At 49.8% G+C, this 23,208-nt stretch carries 3 protein-coding genes; all 3 read right to left on the reverse strand.

The window, feature by feature from the left end; all coding sequences use genetic code 11:
* The 3 genes from ACOJUN_RS04165 to ACOJUN_RS04175 all read right to left on the reverse strand — a co-directional run bounded on the left by ACOJUN_RS04165 (position 1) and on the right by ACOJUN_RS04175 (position 23,191).
* Positions 1-7,608 (reverse strand): AAA family ATPase, encoded by a 7,608-nt coding sequence (locus tag ACOJUN_RS04165; protein WP_422135412.1) that lies wholly within the window; start codon positions 7,606-7,608, stop codon positions 1-3.
* A gap of 344 nt (positions 7,609-7,952) precedes the next feature.
* Positions 7,953-15,443, reverse strand: coding sequence for an AAA family ATPase (locus tag ACOJUN_RS04170; protein ID WP_422135413.1), 7,491 nt, complete (start codon positions 15,441-15,443; stop codon positions 7,953-7,955).
* Between the two features lie 146 nt (positions 15,444-15,589).
* Positions 15,590-23,191 (reverse strand): AAA family ATPase, encoded by a 7,602-nt coding sequence (locus tag ACOJUN_RS04175; protein ID WP_422135414.1) that lies wholly within the window; start codon positions 23,189-23,191, stop codon positions 15,590-15,592.
* Positions 23,192-23,208 lie beyond the last annotated feature (17 nt).

Raw genomic sequence — 23,208 nt, forward strand, 5'->3', positions numbered from 1 at the left:
TTAGCTCTCCAATGCGTCAGAAAGCGAATTCAAATTCACGCTGTTCAAAAACTCTTCGGCGATGGTTGTCAGCTCATCGGATTTCAGCACCAGAGCATCGCTGGCGTTTTGCGCTTGTCGTAAATAAGCATCTTCAACAGATTCCTGGAACTCGTCAGAGCTTCTAATCCAGGTCATCATGGCATACAGCTCTTCTGGTGAGGATGGATCGTGAGCGCCATAGTGGCAGCACTTTTCATCATTAGGCCCTTTGACAGCATGAGGCCCCATAGCAGCATCGGCCCAGCAATACTTCAAGTAACCGCCTTTCGAGTTTGCCAATCCATAAAGGTAGAAACTGAAGGCTTGCTGAATTGACTTAGTGCATTTGTTTACTAAATCACTCTGCGGTTTTTGCGCCTTAATCGACGACTCATGGAGCTTCAGAGCAGAGTTATACCTGTTTTCAATCTCAAGCCTTTTTTTCTCATAGTCATTTTTTTTACTTTGATATCGCTTATCAAAAAAGCCGGAGTGCCTGCATTCTCTATAACTATGTTCTTTCTTCAGTGCTTCCATATCATCGTCAAATTGTTTTTTGATCTGATTATATTGATTGATTTTTTCAAGAAGCGGCTTCAGGTTGTCCGGGTCGCTGGCAATCATTCGTTGCAACAGAGCTTCAACCTTTTTATACATCGTTGTGTCGTTCCAGTATGGTTGCCCCAGGATAATCACCGGACGTTGGTTCGCCCTGACCGAGCTTAACTGCTCAAACGCTGGATCATGTGCCAGCAATCTTTCTATATTTGGAATACCCTCAGGTTGGTATGTCCAGGATTTTTGCAAAGACGAGCTGGTAATTTTACCTTGAAGGAATGGCGAAACCCCATCATGACTGCGAGAGACGAGTGAGGCATACTTTTTATTCGTTTGGAAGTTGCTATAAAAGAATTGCCACCTGTGGTTGTTTTTTTCCCTTGACAATAATTCCTTATACCATTGTTTCAGACAATGACTGGCATCAGCCTTCAGTTCATCGACGCTTTCCAGACGGACCAATAGCTTATGATGTTCAATTTTCTCCTGCCCCGGGAATATTTTTACCGGCACCAGATCCAGCCAACCCGATTTAAGGGCTTCACCGGCAAATTGAATAACCGAACGTTTGCTTAAGTCACTGCCGTTCAGTATTTTCACTATTGATCTCAACCAATATTCAGGGAGTGCTTCGCCCTGAACAATCATCTTTACATAGAGTGATTTGAGTTGGTTAGAGACCTGATCTTCATCACTGTCAGACAATATTTGTATTACGGCTTCCGTCATTGGATTATATCTTCGATCATTTTCGCCATACACATTACCGATCAATTCCAGCCCTGAATCGTTCAATGCTTTTGTCTCTAGCGAATCTAAGATTGAGACGCCCATGGAAAAGCTGGCCAAATCTTTTTTCTTCCAAAGTTTCAGTACCATTTCAAAAGATTTCAGTTTGGTTTCTAACCATGCAGTGTTTGTCTTATGGGCTTTTTTTAGCACCTTCTGGCTAATCTCCAAAACATCAGCCAGAGCTTGCTGTTGTGCTGAATCAGCATCTTTAAGGAGATTGTTAATGTTAATCTTGTTTGGCCAGCTGCTGGAACTACCGGCCTTCCTGCCGTGCTGGAAGTCAGGTGCGATTTCTGTAAACCCGCCAGGCGCTCCGCCCAAATTCACTGACTCCCAGGTTTGGCCTCCATCCACGGAATACTCACCAAAGGCGTGCTTGGGGCTCTGAATTTGCCGACTGGGAATCCCGAAATAGCGACAAAAAGCAACAAAAACAGGCGCACGATGACGACAGCTACCTTGCCGATTTGTTACCAGGAATCGAAAGAAATTTTCACTCTCATCTGGTTTAGCTATACCAGAGAACTCTTTGCAATACTCCGTGATTGCGTTAATTCGTTGCCTGATGTTTTTAGCGTCTATTATTTTCCGCAACGGTGCCTGTATTTTGGCGGGTTGTTCGTTGATGTTATCAAACAGTTCCTTCAGTACGGACCTCACGCCTTCTGAACACTGGACGTCAAAAAAGACTTCTTTAGCAGCCGTTTTTCCGCACGGCTTTCGGGGTTCTACGACATAAGTACACTGAAAACTCTGGTAGGCTTTGGCCAGAGGAATAAACAGTGTATGAAGCCCGGTATATTGGTCCCGGATCAGTTTAAATGGCATATAGGGTTCTAAACGCAGGGCCACGATAGTGTCGCTGGCCGCCAGGCTGGGTAAGGGACACTTACCATTCCTTGGTGATACCTCAAGGGTCCCCAGCGTTTGATCTCTGGTTAATATCACTTCCTGGTCTTTCCCTGGCAACTGTTTAGGAGTGAGGGTTTCGACCCCCAGAAAGGGTTTGCCATCAAGATCGATCCGTTTGATTTCACCCCCGGCGGTGACACGAATATCTTTTGCCTCCCAGCGATACATCGTAGGGGAATGCTGCGTATTAAAAACTTTGTGAAGCTTAGTCCCTGAATTATCCCGATCCTCATAGTTCGTTCTTCGATCCAATGCCCGAGCTTTTTCTTCCTCGACTTCTGGATTGTATGGCTCAGGAGCTTCATCACCGCTAATAGCTGATGCTTCCTTAATAAAATCGTTTACCAAACGGTTCGGCAGAGCGCTGATCTGATGCCAAAATGCGGGCCAGCATTGAAGGTCACGGGAGTTCCATGCCCGTATCTGCTTATTAGCCTCCCTAAGATAAGGCTTGCAGCCCCACATTTTCAGTGTTTGTGCCTGTTCTTTGGTCAGGGGAAATACACTATTAGCGTCCACTTCGGTAAGGCTAAAATCATCAGCGAACCAGCGTTGCTGCCAGTGTCTGTAAAGTGCCTGTGTGAAAATATCGTCCGACTGATCCGGATTCAGGGAAAGACCGGATGTCTGCCATTTTTTCTGAGCCACCATCCTGATAAGTTCCGTTTTGGTTTCCTCTCCAGTCGGACCAGTCTTGATACGAATTTCATGGTTTTTTTCATCAACACCGTTGAGATGACTGTTTCGAATCAACCACGGACGGTCAATGTCCGATACCGTCCGATTGAACCATTGGCAAAGTCCGGAATTAAATTCACTTTTCCTCATGGCAAGAGCCGAAGACTCAGGCAGTTCCTCTAGCGATATATTGGCGGCCATCAGATAAAGCCGGTAGTGCTGATTGAGGCATTGATGAACGGCTTTTTCGCTAAAATCGCCACCTCTGGTGATAGCTCTGGCAACATTCTGTAAATCAAGGCTGGTGGGCTGCAATGGCAGTTTTTTGTCTTGCAGGTGAGCCCTTAAAAGACAATGTTTTTCTGTCAGCTTTATAGCGGCTGATGTCCCTTGTGAGGACTCTGGCAACACTTTTTCGGCAATGGTCTGTAATTCTGTCGGGTTGTACTGCCGGATGGGCAAATGTCGAAAACGTCCTTTCAGTGCCGGCGATAAGGGTTTTCGCCCGCTGTACTCAGGCGGGTTGATGGTGGCAAACAGGTGGAAGCCGGGATGGGCGTCACCGGCCAGAATATCGTTTAACTCACCTTCCAGATGCTGGCTGTCGATCAGATTCATTTCCGAAATCACCACGATGCCGCCATCGTCTTTTGCCTTCTGGATCTTTTCGCACAGTTTGTCCCAGGAACAATCACAGGCATTCAGGTAATAGACTTCCGGCATGGATTCTTGCCGTTCTTCAGCCAGCTTTCTGACACTTTCAATCACCAGGTTCAGCGTGGCATCCTTGCCCCGTCCGGCTGGACCTTCAATCAGTGTCGCCTGACGACCGCCGTGTTTTCTTTCGTGATGATAAGCCTGCTGACAGCGGTTTAAATCCTGTCCAAGTCGTTGCGCCAGTTCACGGACTGCCGATCCGGAGGTATCAAAGTCTGGTCGGATTTTTTCGCTGACTGTACTGAAGGTCTGCTGCATTTCCTGCAGGGTCTTGTTATGAACTCTGTCGCTCAGGGTGTTCTCCGATTCGTAGCGGGCAGCAAACCAGATTTCCAGTGCTGACAGGGCGTCCTGATGTGTTTCGGTGATTTCAGGGCCCAGTACATCCCGAAAACTAAGTTGTATCAAACTGTTTATTTGCTCACAGGTCACACTGCCGCAAGCGGGCTGAGCACGATCCAGATACCAGCCCACCCAACTGCAGATGTCCGTTAAATCCCTGGGGGTAAACTCATGCTCTGGCAGCAGCTCCTGATAATGTTGCCAGAGCGCCATCACACTTTTGCTGGCACTGCGTGCAATGTCGTTTATTTGCTGCTCCGTCAGATGCTCTTGTAAATGCCTGACCAGAGCCGGTTCTACCACCCTGTCCCGAAGGAATGACTGATCCGGGCGAGGGTAGTAAGCCCTGGGCAGTTTCTCTTTCAGGGCCGGGTCCAGTTGGCGCCCGGCATAATGATCGGGATTGCCGGTGAGAATCACCCGGTGTTTCAGGCTGACCTTGACAGGATGACCATTCACATAGATGCAGGGTTGTGGTTCCCATAAGCCGTTCAATGACGCCAGTAATCCGGCTTGGGCCAGGTTGGCTTCATCCAGAACCAGGGTAATGTAATCTCCGTCTTTGTCGGATTCGGTTTTGGCCCATTCCATCAACGCCCGGTTTTGCGGTGTCATAGAACGGTCGCCGTCGGCGTGTTGTTGCCACTGCCAGCGTTTCATCAGGGTCTGTTCACTGTCTGAAGGTCCAAGGGAAATGACTGAAGCTTGTCCTGAAGCCCTGGCCATTTTGGCAGAAAAGTAACTTTTCCCGGTGCCGGTTTCTCCCTGCAGGAACAGAACGGGAGAGTCCGTAAGCCGGTCATGGAGTCGGGACAATCGACGGCTTTCGCGATCCTTTTGACTTATCTCGCCGTGATAAAGATCCCGGGCCAGTGCTGACAAAGGCATATCATTGGAGACCGTCCATTTCAGTGATTCAGACAGCCGAAGTTCTATGCGTTCAATGCCTGCTGCCTCAGAAGTTGCTGTTTTGGCAATATGAAAACAATCAGTGGCCAGCGCTTGAATGGCATCGGACCGGGTCTGCCCCGTTGGCAAGGTTAACTGCCAGCCAGAAGCCAGTGCATCCTGCAAACGTTTAATCTGTCTTGATGGCCTGATGGCTAACGATTGATGGGTCTTTGCTGCTGCCGGACCGACTTCCAGCTGGCAGGCCATTGCACCTCGTTTTTCTTCAGACGCATGGGCCACGATCAGGGCACAAAGCCTGTCCAGAAGTTCTTCCTGATCCCATTCCAGAGATGAACTGTGACAAGAGAGTTGTGACTGTTTAAAGACTTTCGGGTCAAAGGCTCTGATCAGAGGCCACAGGTTTTCCTTCACAAACTCTCTATCTAACGACAGGGCACTTTTGATGATGGCGTTCAAGCGATCACGGTCTACCGAGGGGGTTTGATTCTCATCTGGCAATAGCTGCCGACAAACCACTTTCATAAAATCACGCACGGACGGATGTTGCCGGGTACCATGGGTGATAACGCTGTTGATGGCCTTGCGCCAGTGACGGGGTAAAAGCCTCAAGGACTGGTCAACCTGCTGTGCCTGCCGGGCCGCCAGTATCAGGTTATTTAATAACCCTTCGGTTATTTCAGGCAAAGGGTTGCACAGGTCGACGGGGACGGTTTCAAAGGCTTGGTAAAGTTCATTAAGTGCTTGTTCAGGCAGTTCAGTCCGGGGGATCTCATACCTGGAGGCGCTGATATCCCAGAGATCGATCTCGGGACAGGGTTTACCCGTGGCAAGCATCGAGCTCAATACTGAAGAGGGACTTTTTGCAGACTCAGGCCAGAGCACTGTGACACGAGCTTGTGGGTAGGCCTGTAATTGACCATTCACCAACAGAGGTTGTCCTGCAACCAGAGGTTCCAGCAGTTGCTGAAGCGCTGGATTACGCTCGAGTCCCCGGAATACCACTGGCTTGCCAGCGGTTAATGCCTCCTGCAACTTACTCTGACGGCGTCCAAAATACGCCTTCTGTTCCGAGGTGATATAGATATTATCAAATAGCTGGCTGAAGCTGGTCTGTTCATTAACCTGAATGACCAGAGGTGTTTGCGGCTGTTGATTGATCCAGTGTCTGACCTGGGCATGTTGCTGATAAGTGACGGTGTTAATGGCAGCCTGATCGCTGACTTTTTTCGGTAACCCGGGCAAAGGGTGCCCATCCTGTTCTGTCAATCCCAGGGCTTTTGGTTGTCCTTTTGCATAAGCCACCTGAAGTCGGGGCTTCAGGCCAGTGGTTTCGCGAATAGTCTGCAGCGAGCCTAGCAAACGAAACCAGTTTTCCTCATTGAGGGGAGACGTAACGGTGACGGTACCCCCCGCCTGAACCTGTTCCGACAGACAGCTGTTGGGGACTGCATAGCCTTCCGGGGCAATGGCAATCGGGCTCAGCCATTCCCTGATAGTACTCTCGTTAATGATGATGGGATTTTGTGGTGGTTGCTCTTGAACAAGTCCTTCGTCGTCTTGTTTGTCACCTTGTTTTTCTAAAGAGCAGGACAGGTTTTGAAACAGTGAACGAAGCTCGTCATTCCCTACCGGCATCTGATAAAACTGAACATTGTCGGGTAACCGACAGACCTTGCCATTGCTCTCAAAGCACTGCTGCGCCAGCATTTGCCGAATCGTCTGTTCAAAGGCCAGATCCTGCCAGTTGGCCCCTTTCAGAATCACCCGTTGTCCGGCCTTCAATAACTCGAGCCTGCCTGGGAGGTGCTGGATTCGTCCCTGTTTATCTACGCCGGGGCCACCCAGCAGCAACTGTCGCCAGTGACTGTGCAAGTGACAGTCAATAACCAGGGTATTGTCGTCATCCATGGCGCTTTCAGCGGAGCGTTCCGCCAATACCGGAGGCACCTCGTCAGCGTCCATTGCCGGAGCATTGCCGGTCTGTGCCTCGAACTGCCAGGTATTGCCCGGTCGATTAATTCGCCGCCAGAAATCAGCACCGGGTGCATCTTCACGCTGGCCAACCGATGCCAGCTGGTCAGGGTCTGCCACCACCAGCAGAGCAACATGTTCACCCAGAGAGCGTTTCTTCTGGCTGACTTTGTCGTATAGACAGGGGTTATTCGGGTCCAGCAGGTCGTTAAATTTTGGCAGATCCTCGCTGGAGAGCTTTCGGATATCCAGCACCAGAGTCATGGGCTGTGAACCTTCAAACAGCTTGCCCGACCCCAGCCTGTGGCGACCGTCGCCGGAAATGCTCAAGCGGGTCACCAGGTTAGCCTGTGACAGGTCATCGGGGTGGGAAATAAGGGTGACATCCCGATGTTCATCGCAGGTCTGGGCAACCAGAAGCTTTCGAAGCTCATCATCACTGGTGACAAAACGAAAATCGAAGGCATGAGGGGCCTTGTGGAGTGAGGAATCGGTTGAGGCCAGGGTTCTGGTTTTGTCAGGAAAGTTTACCGAAGGTGATGATTTATTGAGTGTGGAAGCGATACCAGAGCAGACCTTTGTAATCTTTGATGGTAAACCCTGCGTTGCTCTCTTGCTTGGCACTGCGCTATCAGGCATGTCACTGACAGGCACGTCACAAAGAGAAACGAGGTTGTTTTTTTCACCACCAATACGACTATCCATAGCTAATCTCCCTACTGCCATCTGAAGGATTAAATTGAAACTGTTTAATTATTTGACCGTAAGATAGGACTAAAGTTCCGCTTGGAAAGTTAGCCGTAATGATTGATGGAAATCACTGTGACACTCCCCGCCTTGTCGAGGGTGTCGCAAAAGGGTATGGTCAGCAGGATATATCAAGATCGTCGTTCCCGCGCAGGCGGGAACCCACCACGAACAGTGGATCTCCGCCTTCGCGGAGATGACGGTTTGAAGCTTGAAGCGTTTTAATTGACCTTTTGCGACACCCTCGATTGGGCGAGGGTTTACGACGATTTTGCTAAAAATTCATCATGACCAAAGGGTTATCAGCTCTTCAATGCGTCATAAATCGAATTCAAATTCACGCTGTTTACAAACTCTTCGGCGATAATTGTCAGTTCGACGGATTTCAGCACCAGAGCATCGCTGGCGTTGTACGCATGCCGTAAGTAGGCATCTTCAACAGATCCCTGGAACTCGTAAGAGCTATAAATCCAGGACATCATGGCATACAGCTCTCCCGGTGAGGATGGATCGTGAGCGCCATGGTGGTCGCTGCTTTTATAAGGCCCGATGACAGCGTCAGCCCAACAATACTTTAAGTAACCGCCTTTCGAGTTTGCCAGTCCATACAGGTAATAACTGAAGGCCTGCTGAATTGCCTGAATGCATTTGTTTTTTAAATCACTTTCCAGCCTTCGCTCCTCATCCGACGGCTCCAGGTCGTCCGGGCTGTTGGCAATAATTCGCTGCAACAGGGCTTCGACCTTTTTATCCAACACTGTTTCGTCCCAGGAAGGTTGCCCCATGATAATTACCGGACGGTGGTTCGCCTTGAACGAGCTTAACTGCTCAAAGGCCGGATCATGTACCAACATTCGTTCTATATTCGGAATACCCTCAGGTTCGTCTGTCCAGGTTTTTTGCAAAGACGAGCTGGCAATTTTACTTTGCAGGAATGGCGAAACCCCGTCATGACTGTGAGTGACGAGCAAGGCATACTTTTTCTTTGTTTGGAAGTAGCTATGTAGGAACTGCCAGAGATGGCTATTTTTTTCCCTGGAGAATGATCCCTTATACCACTGTTTCAGACAACGGCTGGCATCAACCTTCAGTTCATCGACGCTTTCCAGTCGCAGCAATAGCTGATGGTGTTTAACTTCCTTCTTACTTTTGTATTTTTGTAATGGCAATAGATTCAGCCAACCCGATTTCAGGGCTTGACTGGCAAATTGAATAACCGAACGTTTGGTCAAGTCGCTGCCATTGAGTATTTTCACTATTGAATTCAACCAATCGAGCGGCTCTGCTCCGCCATGAACAATCATTTTTAAATAGAGGGATTTAAGTTGATCAGAGACCTGATCCTCATCACTGTCGGACAATATTTGCATTACGGCTTCCGACATCGGATTATCTCCTCGGCAATCTATATCACCGATCAATGCCTGCTCGGCATAGTCTGATTCGTCTGTCTCCAGCGACTCCAGGATTGAGACGCCCATGGAAAAGCCGGCCAAATCTTTTTTCCTCCAAAGCCTCACTACTAATTTGAAAGGTGTCAGATCGGCTTCTAACAATGCAGTGTTTGTCTCAAGGGCTTTTTTCAGCTCCTCCAGGCTCATTCCCAGGGCTTTAGCTATAGCTTCCTGTTGTGCTAAATCAGCTCCTTCCAGCAGATCCCTGATTTTCTTTGAATGGGTGCCGGAACCGCTGATCCGCTTGTTGGGCTGGAAGTCAGGCCAGATTTCTATTGCCTCAACAGGTGCCCCGCCCAAATCCACTGACTCCCAGGTTTGACCGCTGTCTATGGAACATTCTGCAAAGGCGTGGTTTTTGTTAGCAATTAGCCGACATGGAATCTCAAAATAACGGCAAAGAGCAACAAAAACAGGCGCACGATGACGACAGCTCCCCTGCCGCTGTGTTACCAGGTATTGAAACAAATTTTTATTCCCCACTGGCATATCACCACCGGAAAACCCCCGGCAATAGTCCTTGATCGCCTTAATGCGTTGCCTGATGTTTTTAGCGTCTTTTATTATCTGTAAAGGCCCCTGTACTTCCGTTGGTTGCAGGTCAATTCGGGTAAATACTTTTTTCAGTACTGCCTCTATACCTTCTGAACAGCGGACGTCAAACCGTGTTGATTGTGCGGGTCGGACTTTTTCAGCAAGTGTTTTTTTTCCCGCTTCTCTGTGTTCTACGACATAGGCAAATTGAATAGTCTGGTTATCTTCGGCCTTCGCAACATAGAGTGTATGGAGCCCGGCATATCGGTCCCTGATCAGGGTAAATGGCAATGCTGGTGTTATGCGCAGGGCCACGATTCGGTCGTCAGGCTTCAGGCCGGGCAAGGCATATCGACAAGTGTTCGATGGCCGCTCAAAGGTCGCCAGGGTCTGATCGCTGGCTAATGTCACTTCCTGGTCAGGTTGCGGTAACCGACCCGGTATGAGGACTTCGGCTCCCTGCATGTGACGATCATTAATATCGATCAATTTGATGTCGCCCTCAGCAGATACAAAAATATCTCTTGCCCACCACCGATAATGAGCGGGAAAAAAGTCCTTAATGTCAAAAATTATATAACGCTTGATTTTTAGCTCACTCTCGTTCTCGTAGTCCGTAATGCGGTCCAATGGTGAAGCCTGTTTCTCGAGGTCTTCCGGATTGTATTTTTCAGAGGCCTTATCACTGTCAATAGTCAATGCCTGGTAAACAGACTGTGGCTCAGGGTTGGTGCCTTGATCCAATGTCGGTGCCTGTTTCTCCCGGACTTTTGGCATGTCCTGTGGTGTTTCGTTCATAAAATCATCGACCAGATGCTTCGGCAGATCACTGATCTGATGCCAGAACACAGGCCAACATTGTGCACCATGGAGGTACCATGCACTGATTCGCCGATCAGCCTCACGAAAATAAGGCCGGTTAGCTGATAAGATCAGCGTCAGTGTCTGTTCTTTCGACAGGGAAAATACGCTATCAGCGTGCACGCCGGTGTGGCCAAACTTATGATTAAACCAGCTTCGCTGCCAGTGTCGGTAAAGTGTCTGGGTGAGTGAGTCGTCCGAGTCATAGGGCCTCATTGGAAGGCCTGATGACCGCCACTTTGCCTGAGCCACGCTCTTGATGATTTCCGTTCTGGCTTCCTGTTCATCCAGCTCAGTGTTAACAAGGATTTCATGTTTTTTTTCATCAACACTGCTGAGATGACTGCTTCGTATCAACCATGGACGATCAATTTTCGGTACTGTCTGATTGAACCAATGGCAAAGTTCGGAATTAAATTCACATTTCCCCATGGCAAGAGCCGAAGACCCCGGCAGTTCCTCCAGCGACAGGTTGGCGGCCATCAGATAAAGCCGGTAGTGCTGAGTGAGGCATTGATGAAGTGCTTTATCGGTAAAGTCGCCTCTTCTGAAGACAGCCTTGGTGACATTCTGAAGATCAAGGCTGGTCGGCTGCAAAGGCAGGTTTTTGCGTTGTAGGCAAGACCTTAAAAGACAATGTTTTTCTGTTAGCTTTTTAGCGACTAATGTCCATTCTGGTGACTCTGGCAACACTTTTTCGGCAATGGTCTGTAATTCTGCCGGGTTGTACTGCCGGATGGGCAAATGCCGGAAACGTCCTTTCAGTGCCGGCGATAAGGGTTTTCGTCCGCTGTACTCAGGCGGGTTGATGGTGGCAAACAGGTGGAAGCCGGGATGGGCGTCACCGGCCAGAATATCGTTTAACTCACCTTCCAGATGCTGGCTGTCGATCAGATTCATTTCCGAAATCACCACGATGCCGCCTTTAATTTTTGCCTTCTGGATCGCTTCACACACTCTGTCCCAGGAACAATCACAGGCATTCAGGTAAAAGACTTCCGGCATGGATTCTTGCCGCTGTTCAGCCTGCTGTCTGACACTTTCAATCACCAGGCTCAGCGTGGCATCTTTACCCCGTCCGGCCGGACCTTCTATCAGTGTCGCCTGACGACCGCCGTGTTTTATCTTGCGATGATAAGCCTGCTGACAGCGGCTTAAATCCTGTCCAAGCCGTTGCGCCAGTTCACGGACTGCCGATCCGGAGGTATCAAAGTCTGGTCGAATTTTTTCGCTGACTGTTCTGAAGGTCTTCTGCATTTCCTCCAGGGTCTTGTTATGAACTCTGTCACTCAGGGTGTTCTCCGGCTGGTAACGGGCAGCAAACCAGCTTTCCAGTGCTGACAGGGCATCCTGATTTGTTTCGGTGATTTCAGGGCCCAGTAGATCCCGAAAACTTTGTTGGATCAAAGCGCTCATTTGCTTGCCGGTAACCGTGTCACCGGCGGATAACGAACGATCCAGATACCAACCCACCCAACTGCAGATATCGGTTAAATCCCTGGGGGTAAACTCATGGTCTGGCAGCAGTTCCTGATAATATTGCCACAACACCATCAGACTCCCGGTGGTACTCTGCGCAATCCTGCTTGTTTGAGAATCCGGCAGATGCCGTTGTAACTGATTGAGCAGAGCCGGTTCCACCACTCTGTCCCTAAGGAAAGCCTGGTCCAGACGTGGGTAGTAAGCCCTGGGCAGCTTCTCTTTCAGGGCCGGGTCCATTTGGCGCCCGGTGTAATGATCCGGGTTACCGGTGAGAATTACCCGGTGTTTTGGGCCGACCTTGACAGGATGACCATTGACATAGATGCAGGGTTCCGGTTCCCACAGGCCGTTCAATGACGCCAGTAATCCGGCTTTGGCCAAATTAGCCTCATCCAGCAACAGGGTGATGTATTCTCCGTCTTTGTCGGATTTGGTATTGGCCCATGCCATTAGCGCCCGGTTTTGCTGCGCCATAGAGCGATCGCCATCGGTATGCTCTTGCCACTGCCAGCGTTTCATCAGGGTCTGTTCGCTGTCGGAAGGTCCAAGGGAAATGACCTCAGCCAGTCCTGAAGCGTTCGCCATTTTGGCGGAAAAGTAACTTTTTCCGGTGCCGGTTTCCCCCTGCAGGAAGATAACGGGAGAGTCCGAAAGCCGGTCATGGAGTCGGGATAATCGACGGCTTTCACGATCTCTCTGGCTTATCTCGCCGTGATAAAGATCCCGGGCCAGTGCTGACAAAGGATTATCAGCGGAACCCGTCCATTCCAGTGATTCAGGCAGACGATTTTCTATCTCTTCAATACCTGCTTTGACAGTATTCGCGGTTCTGGCAATATGAAAACAATCGCTGGCCAGAGCCTGAATAGCATCGGATCGGATCTGACCAGACGCAAGGTTTAACTGCCATCCGCAAGCCAGCGCATCCTGCAAACGTTTAATCTGTCTTGATGGCCTGATGGTTAACGATTGAAAGGTCTCTGTTGCTGCCGGATCGACTTTCAACTGGCAGGCCATTGCGTCTTGTTGTTCTGCAGACGTATGGGCTACGATCAGGGCACAGAGCCCGTCCAGAATTTCTTCTACATCCCATTCCGGAGATGAACTTTGATAGTAGAGTTTTGCTTGCTTAAAGATTTTCGGGTCAGAGGCTCTGGCCAGTGGCCAGAGGTTCTGCTTTACAAACTCTCTGTTTAACTGCGGGGCACTATTGATGACTTCATTTAACTGGTCCGGATCTACCGAGGCAGTTTGATCCTCATCCGGCTTCCTGTGAGCATCTGGCGTCCTATCCGGTAACAACTGCCAACAAACCACCTTCATAAAATCACGGACGGACGGATTCTGCCGGGTGCCATGGGTGATGACACTATTGATGGCCTTGCGCCAGTGGCGGGGCAGGAACTCTGGGGACTGGTCAACCTGCTGTGCCCGTCGGGCCGCCAGTATCAGGTTATTCAATAACCCTTCGGTTATTTCAGGCAAAGGGTTACACAGGTGGGCGGGTACGGTTTTAAAGGCTTCGTAAAGTTCATTAAGTGCTTGTTCAGGCAGTTCAGTCCGCGGTATCTCATACCTGGAGGCAGTGATATCCCAGAGATCGATCTCGGGGCAGGGCTTACCTGTGGCAAGCATCAAGTTCAATACTGAAGAGGGGCTTTTTGCAGACTCAGGCCAGAGCAATGTGACGCGAGCTTTTGGGTAGGCCTGTAATTGACCATTCACCAACAGAGGTTGTCCCACAACCAGAGGTTCCAGCAGTTGCTGAAGCGCTGGACTACGCTCGAGTCCCAGGAATACCACAGGCTCGCCAGCGGTTAATGCCTCCTGCAATTTACTCTGGCGTCGTCCAAAATACGCCTTTTGTTCCGAGGTGATATGGATATTATCAAATAGCTGGCTGAAGCCTGTCTGTTCATTGACCTGGATGACCAGAGGTGTTTGCGGCTGCTGATTGATCCAGTGTCTGACCTGGGCATGTTGCTGATAAGTAAAGGTGTCAATGGCTGCCTGATCGCTGACTTTTTTCGGTAACTGAACGCTCCCGGGTATAGGGTGCTCAACGTTTTCTATCAATCCCAGGGCTTTTGGCTGCCGTCCTGAATGAGCCACCCGAAGTCGGGGCTCCAGGCCAGTGGTTTCGCGAATAGTCTGCAGTGAGCCCAGCAAACGAAACCAGTTTTCCTCATTGAGGGGAGACGTAACAGCGACGGCACCGCCCGCCTGAACCTGTTCCAACAGACAGCTGTTAGGGACTGCATAACCCTCCGGGGCGATGGCAATCGGGCTCAGCCATTCGCTGATATTACTCTCGTTAATGATGACCGGATTTTGTGGTGGTTGCTCTTGATCAAGTCCATTGGCGCCTTGTTTGTCATTTTGTTTTTCAAAAGAGCAGGACAGGCTTTGAAACAGTGAACTAAGCTCGTCATTCCCTACCGGCATCTGATAAAAGTGAACATTGTCGGGTAGCCGACAGACCTTGCCATTGCTCTCAAAGCATTGCTGCGCCAGCATTTGCCGAATCGTCTGTTCAAAGGCCAGATCCTGCCAGTTGGCCCCTTTCAGAATCACCCGTTGACCGACCTTCAATAACTCGAGCCTGCCGGGGAGGTGCTGGATTCGTCCCTGTTTATCTACGCCAGGGCCACCCAGCAGCAACTGTCGCCAGTGACTGTGCAGATGACAGTTGATAACAAGGGTATTGCCATCATCCATGGCGCTTTCAGCGGAGAGTTCCGCCAATACCGGAGGCACCTGGTCGATGTCCATTGCCGAAGCATTGCCGGTCTGTGCGTCGAACTGCCAGGTATTGCCCGGGCGATTAATTCGCCGCCAGAAATCAGCACCGGGTGCATCTTCGCGTTGGCCAACCGATGCCAACTGTTCAGGATCTGCCACCACCATTAGAGCAACATGTTCGCCCAGAGTGCGTTTCTGCTGGCTGACTTTGTCGTACAGACAGGGGTTATCAGGGTCCAGCAGGTCGTTAAATTTTGGCAGATCCTCGCTGTTGAGATTTCGGATATCCAGCACCAGAGTCATGGGCTGTGAACCTTCAAACAGCTTGCCCGAACCCAGCGTGTGGCCACCGTCGCCGGAAATGCTCAAGCGGGTCACCAGGTTAGCCTGTGACAGGTCATCGGGGTGGGAAATAAGGGTGACATCCCGATGTTCATTGCAGGTCCGGGCAACCAGAAGCTGTCGAATCTCATCATCACTGGCGACAAAACGAAAATCGAAGGAACGAGAAGCCTTTTGGAGCGAGGAATCCGTTGAGGATACGGTTCTCACCTGATGAGGCGACGAAATCAGTGGTGACGATACCTTGAGCCTGGCAGTGACATCAGGGCAGACTCCTGCAATCTCCGACGTTGATGCATCCCGCTTTGCTTTCTTGGCCGGTACGCCACAATCAAGAAAGGTTTTTTTTATCTCAGAACCATCAATCCGACCGTCCATAGTCAATATCTCTCCTGCCATCTGCATGACTGCATTGAAGTTGTTTGGTCATTTGACCTTCAGACAGGAGGAAAGTTCGATTTCAATGGTTACCCGTGACCATTGAAGGGAATACCGATCTCGAAAAACTTACTATGGTCAGGCTGTTATCGCGTATCTAATGAGTTATAAAGCGAATTCAAATTCATGCTGTTCAAAAACTCTTTGGCAATTTTTGTCAGTTCAGCGTTTTTGAGCACCAGAGCGTTGCTGGCGTCCTGTGCCTGTTTTAAGTAGGCATCATTAACAGAGCGCTGAAAATCGGAAGAGCTTGAAATAGCAGACATCATGGTATATAGCTCTTCTGGTGAGGACGGTTCGTGAGAGCCAAAGGCTTGATTGCTGACAAGCTCACTCACCCCGTTAGCATCGCCCCAACAATAGGTTAAGCGACCACCTTTTGAGTGTGTCAATTCATAGAGGTAATGACTAAAGGCCTGCCGAATCAATTGATTGCAGTTACTTTTTAAAGTAACCCCAAATTCCACACCCTTTTTCAACTCTTTAACAGAGTCTTTTATGTTTTTGTATCTCATTTCGATATCAGATGTTTTTTCGTTATAGACTTCTTCTGCAAGCCGACGTTTTTCATGAAGAGGTAATGAACCAGTGCAACCTGCAGGATCATCTGCAGTATGCAATGCTTTCATATATTCGTCTTTCAATTTTCGCAGTGCTTTCTCTCTGGATGCACTGAGCTCTTGCAGTTCATCGTCGAACTGTTCTAACCTGGCCCTAGATATACTGACTATTTCTAATAACTGCTTTAAGTACGGGGTGTTCTCAACTTTTAGTTGAAACAGTTCTTCGGCCTTCTCCTCAACCAGTGTGTTGCTCCAGACAGGTTGCCCCAGGATAATCACCGGACGGTGATTATCCTTGCCCGAGGCTAATTTCGGAAACGCAGGCTGGTGCACCAGCATTCGTTCTATATTCGGCGTGCCGTCAGGTTGGTTTGTCCAGGCATTCTTTAACGATGTGCAGAGAATGTTAGCTTCCAGAAATGGCGAAAACCCATCATGGCTATGGGTGGCGAAAAAGTCATTGCCTTTTATTATATGGTGGTATTTACAAGCCGACTGCCAGAACTGAATATTTTTTTCTCTGGACAATAACTGCTTATAAAACTTTTTCAGACAATGGGTGGCTTTGGCCCTCAGCTCATCGACATCTTTCAGACGCATCAATAGCTCATAATGATCTGTGGCCGATACAATAATAGTTTCGTATTCTGGCATTGGATCCAACCAGCCCGATGCCAGTGCTTCATGGGCAAAGCGAACAACCGAAGCTCTGTGAAAGTTACATTTTGCCAGTATATCCACTATCGAACCCAACCATTGTCGAGAGTCTGCTCCGGCCTGATCAATCATTTTTGAGTACAATAATTTGAGTTGCTGAGCGACCTGATCTCCTTCACCGTAGTAGTTCAACATCGTACATACTGCCTCCGACATCGGTTTACGAAGCCATCGACCATCGAACACTGTTCCGATTAAACTCTTCTCCTCTTCGCCCAATGCTTCTGTGTCCATCGACACTAACATTGAGACACCCATGGAAAAAGGGCCTAAAGTTTTTATCTTCCAGAGCTCCAGTACCCTTTCATAAGGACTTGGATCGGTTTCTGGCAATGCACTCTTTGTCTCAAGTGTGTTGTACTGTTCTCTGGAGTTCACAACAGAGGCCTCAGCCAGAGTTGGCTGTTTTGCTAAATCAGCACCTTTAAGGAGATTCTTGACCGTTTCTAACTCAGTGTCGGGGGCACCCACCTTCCTGTTGTGTTGGAAGTCAGGTCTGATTTCTATTGGCAGCACTGGAGCTCCGCCCAAATCCGCTGATTGCCAGGTTTGGCGGCCATCCAGGGAGTACTCGGCAAAGCTGTGGATGAGGTTATTAATTTGTCGGCATGGAATTCCGAAATAACGGCAAAGAGCCACAAAAACAGGCACACGATGACGACAGCTACCTTGCCGCTTTTTTACCAGAAATTGAAAGAAGTTTTCACTGGGCGCTGGTTTAGCCTTACCGGAAAACTGTAGACAATAGTCCTTAATCGCTTTAACTCGTTGCGTCCTGTTTTCTGCGTTTTTTATTGTCTCCAAAGGCTGCTGTATTTCAGATGGCTGGTCTTCAATGGTCATAAACATTTTTTTTAGTACGGTTTTCATACCTTCTGAGCAGTGGGCATCAAAACGTACTGATCGATCTGATCCTTCTGATTGGGGTTCTTCAGCCGTTGTTTTTTTCCCCGGTTTTTTGGGTTCTACGACATAAGCACACAGAATTTTCTGGTTGGCTTTGGCTTCTGGAATAGTCAGTGTGTGAAGTCCGGTATATCGGTCCCTGACCAGGGTAAATAGCATATTCGGTTCTATGCGCAGGGCCACGATATAGTCGTCAGGCGTCAGGCTGGGCAATGCATATTGGCCATTCTTCGATGACAATTCATAGGTCGCCAGTGTTTGATTTGTGGCTAATGTTACTGACTGTTCACGCCCCGGTAACGGGGCCGGTGTGAGGGCTTCGAACCCCTGAATGTGTCGATCATTAATAACGAACTGATTGATCTCACCCTCGGCAGTGACATCAAAATCACTTGCCCAGAAGCGATACATTCTGGAAGTAATGTACTTCGTATCAAAAATTTTACAATCGTTGACCTGTGGCTTCTTCAGGCCCTCGTAGCCGGTCCTCCGATCCAATGTCTTGGTCTGTTTCCCTTCGTTAACGTAGTTGTCCAACCCACGTTTCGGCAGATCACTTATCTGATGCCAAAACGCACGACACCATTTAACTGAATTGGAGTTCCATAACCCTATCTGTCGATCAGCCTCCCGAAGATAAGGCTGGGAAGCGGGTGTTTTCAGCATTTGTCTCTCTTCTTTGGTCAGGGGGAAGACGCTATTGACGTCTACCCCCGTCCGTCCATACACACGATTAAACCAGCCTTGCTGCCAGTGTCGGTAAAGTGTCCGGGTGAGAATATCGTCCGACTGATTCGGCTTGAGAGAAAGGCCGGATGCCTGCCACCCGGTCTGAGCCATCATCTTGATGATTTCCGTTTTGGTTTCCTCTTTAGTCAAGCCAGGTTCAAAACGAATTTCATGGTGTTTTTCATCAATACTGTTGCCATCACCGGGTCGTATCAACCACGGACGACTAATGTCCGATACCGTCAGGTTGAACCATTTGCAAAGCCCGGAATCCAGCTCACTTTTATCCATGGCAAGAGCCGATGATTCTGGCAGTTTCTCCAGGGATAGGTCGGCTGCCATCAGGTAAAGCCGGTAGTGCTTACCGAGGCATTGATTAAGGCTGTCTTCGCCAAAATCGCCTTCTCTGATAACAGCCCTGGCAACATTCTGCAGATCAAGGCTGGTCGGCTGCAACGGCAGGTTTTTTCGTTGCAGGTAAGCCCTTAAGCGACAGTGTTTCTGAGTCAGCTTTTCAGCCGCAGCTTTCCCTTCTGGAGTCAGTGGCAACACTTTCTCGGCAATGGTCTGCAATTCGGTCTGGTTGTACTGCCGGATCGGCAAATGTCTGAAACGCCCTTTCAAAGCCGGTGATAAGGGTTTTCGCCCGCTGTATTCTGGCGGGTTGATGGTGGCGAACAGGTGGAAGCCCGGATGAGCATCGCCGGCCAGAATATCGTTCAACTCACCTTCCAGATGCTGGCTGTCGATCAGGTTCATTTCTGAAATCACCACGATGCCGCCTTCCACTTTTGCTTTCCGGATCGCTTCACACACTTTATCCCAGGAACAATCACAGGCATTCAGGAGAAATATCTCTGGCATGGTTTCTCCCTTTGTCTCAGCCTGCTGTTTGACACTGTTGATCATCAGATTCAGCGTCGCATCCTTACCCCGTCCAGCCGGGCCTTCAATCAGCGTTGCCTGACGGCCGCCGTGTTTTATCTCGCGATGATTAGCCTGCTGACAGCGACTTAAATCCTGTCCCAGCCCTTGTACCAGCTCAATGACTGCTGATCCGGAGGTATCAAACTCAGGTCGGAATTCTTTGGTGAATGCTTCGAAGTCCCGCTGAATATCTGGCAAGGTGTGGTTATGAACTTTGTCACGCAGGGTGTTGTCCAGTTTGTAACGGGCGGCAAACCAGATTTCCAGTGCCGAAAGGGCATCCTGTTGAGTCTCGCTGATTTCGGGACCCAGTACATCCCGGAAACTTTGCCGGATCAAACTGTTCATTTGCTCACAGCTAACACTCTCTCCTTCGGATAACGCACGATCCAGATACCAGCCCACCCAACTGCAGATATCGGTTAAATCCCTGGGAGTAAACTCATGCTCGGGCAACAGTTCCTGATAATATTGCCACAGTGCCATCACGCTCCCGGTAGCATCGGGTAGAATTTTGTTTATTTGAGGTCCTGTCAGATGCCGTTGTAACTGATTGAGCAGCGCCGGTTCCACCACTCTGTCCCGAAGGAAAGCCTGGTCCAGACGAGGGTAGTAAGCTCTGGGCAGTTTCTCCTTCAGCGCCGGGTCAAGCTGGCGCCCGGAGTAATGATCCGGGTTGCCGGTGAGAATTACCCGGTGTTTTGCGCTGACTTTGACAGGATGAGCATTCACATAAATGCAGGGTTCCGGTTCCCACAAGCCGTTCAATGACGACAGCAATCCGGCTCTGGCCAGGTTAGCCTCATCCAGCACCAGGGTTATGTATTCTCCATCTTTGTCGGATTCGGTATTGGCCCATTCCATCAACGTCCGGTTTTGCTGCACCATAGAGCGGTCGCCATCGGCGTGTTCTTGCCACTGCCAGCGTTTCATCAGGGTCTCTTCACTGTCAGAAGGTCCGAGGGAAATGACTGAAGCTGGTCCTGAAGCCTTCGCCATTTTGGCGGAAAAGTAACTTTTCCCGGTGCCGGTTTCGCCCTGCAGAAAGATAACGGGAGAGTCGCTAAGCCGGTCGTGGAGTCGGGATAATCGACGGCTTTCACGATCCTTTTGACTCATTTCGCCGTGATAAAGATCCCTGGCCAGTGCTGACAGGGGTTGATCAGTGCAACCCGGCCATTTCAGTGATTCAGACAGACGATTTTCTATGCGTTCAATGCGTTCTGCGACGGGATTCTCTGTGACATATTCTCCCCTGGCAATGTGGAAACAATCGCTGGCCAGAGCGTGAATGGCGTCGGATCGGGTCTGACCTGATGGAAGCTTTAGCTGCCAGCCAGAAGCCAGTGCATCCTGCAAACGTTTAATCTGACTTGCTCGCCTGATGGCTAACGCTTGATACTGCTCTGCCGCCGCCGAATCAACTTTCAACTGGTACGCTATCGCCTGCCTTTGTGCTTCAGGCGCATGGGCCACAATTATGGCGCAAAGCCTGTCCAGAACTTCTTTTTCAGCCCGCAGTGACAATGGATTTTCATAGGACAGTTTTAATTCGGTGCCTTTAAATACTGCCGGGTCAAAGGCTCGGGCCAGTAGCCACAGATTCTGCTTCACAAACTTTCTATCCAACCGCCGGGAACGGTTGATGATGACAGTTAACCGGTCCGGGTCTACCGAGGCGGCTTGATCCTTATCCGGTAACAAGTGCCAACAAGCCACTTTCATAAAATCACGCACGGGCGGACTCTGCCGGGTGCCGTGCGTGACGACGCTATTGATGGCCTTGCGCCAGTGGCAGGGCAGGAGCTGCAGGGAATGGTCAACCCGCTGTGCTTGTTGGGCAGCCAGGATCAGGTTATTCAGCAAACCTTCGGTCATTTCTGGCAGGGGGTTACAAAGACCGCCAGGTACGGTTTTAAACGCTTCGTAAAGTTTATTAAGTGCTTGTTCTGGCAACTCAGTCCGAGGGATATCATGCTTGCGGGCATTGATATCCCAGAGATCAACTTCAGGACAAGGCTTCCCTGTGGCGACCATCAAACGAAATACTGGCGATGGGCTCTTCGCAGACTCAGGCCAGAAAAGAGTGACATGAGCCTGCGGATAGGCCTGTAATTGGCCATTCACCAACAGATGCTGACCAATAGCCAGGGGTTCCAGAAGTTGCTGAAGTGTTGGATTGCTCTCCAGCCCCAGAAATACAACCGGTTTGCCAGCGATTAATGCCTTCTGCAACTCGCTCTGACTTCGTTCAAAATGGGCCTTTTGTTCCGAGGTGATATGGATATTATCAAACAGCTGGCTGAAGCTGGTCTGGTCATTGACCTGAATGACCAAAGGGGCTTCCAGGTGATCTTTGATCCAATGACTTACCTGGGCATGTTGCTGATAAGTGACGATACTAAAGGAGGTCTGGTCCCTGTCTTTTTTATCTTGCTGATGGCTCCCGGGCAGAGGGCACTCATTATTTTCTGTCAGTCCCAGCGCTTTCGGCTGCTGTCTTGAATGAGTCACCTGAAGCCGGGGCACCAGACCTGTCGTCTTGTGAATAGTCTGCAGTAAACCCAGCAAACGAAACCAAAGTACATCATTGAGGGGGGACGTTATGGTGATGACACCACCCGCCCGAACCCGTTCCAACAGACAGTTGTCAGGGACGACATAACCTTCCGGGTTAATGGCAATCGGGCTCAGCCATTCCCTGATATTACTCTGGTTAATGATGACCGGGTTTGGTGGTACGTTGTGGGAAAGTCCTTCTGCATCAGAGTGGGACAGACTTTGAAACAGTGAATGAAGCTCGTCATTCCTTACCGGCATCCGATAAAACTCAACATCGTCCGGTAACTGACAGACTTTCCCGTTACTCTCAAAACACCTTTGCGCCAGCATCTGTCGAATCGTTTGTTCAAAGGCCAGGTCCTTCCAGTTGGCCCCTTTCAGAATCACCTGTTGGCCGGGCCTCAATGACTCAAGCCTGCCGGGTATGTGCTGGATACGTCCCTGTTTATCGACTCCGGGGCCACCCAGCAGTAACTGTCGCCAGTGACTGTGCAAGTGGCAGTCAATTAAAACGGTATTGTCGCCATCCTCAGCACTTTCGGCACAGGAGAGTTCAGGCACTACCGGAGCAACCTCGGCGACGCTCATTAATGAGTCATTGCCGGTCTGTGCGTCGAACTGCCAGGTATTGCCCGGTCGATTAATTCGCCGCCAGAAATCAGCTCCTGGTGCCTCATGATTGCTGCCAACCAATGCCAACTGTGCCGGGTCTGCCAGAACCAATAGAGAAACATGCTTGCCCAGAGGGCGTTTTTTCTGGCTGACTCTGTCGTACAGACAGGGGGTATCCGGGTCCAGCAGATCGTTAAATTTTGACAGTTCAGCACTGGTGAGTTTTCGGATATCCAGCACCAGGGTCAATGGCTTCGAACCTTCAAACAGTTTGCCCGGATAAAGCGCGTGCTGACCCTCTTCGGAAATGCTCAACCGGCTCATCAGATTAGCCTGTGAGAGGTCATCGGGATGGGAAATAAGGGTGACATCCCGATGTTCATCGCAGGTCCGGGCAACCAGAAGCTGTCGAATCTCATCATCACTGGCGACAAAACGAAAATCGAAGTCACCAGGAGCCCCGGAGAGCGAGGAATTCGTTGAGGAGACGGTTCTCGCCTGGTGAGGCGACGAAATCAGTGGTGACGATACCTTGAGCCTGGCAGTGACATCAGAGCAGATCTCGACATCATTTGCCGGTAATGCCAGCTTTGGATTTTTGGCTGGTACGATATTGTCAGACGCGCCACTATCAAGAACCGATTTGTTTATTTCCCTGATCTGAACATCCACTATTAATCTCCTTTCCT

Origin of the sequence: Endozoicomonas sp. ALD040, from assembly GCF_049275945.1 — a bacterium.
In the GTDB taxonomy this organism is placed as follows: Bacteria; Pseudomonadota; Gammaproteobacteria; order Pseudomonadales; family Endozoicomonadaceae; genus Endozoicomonas_A.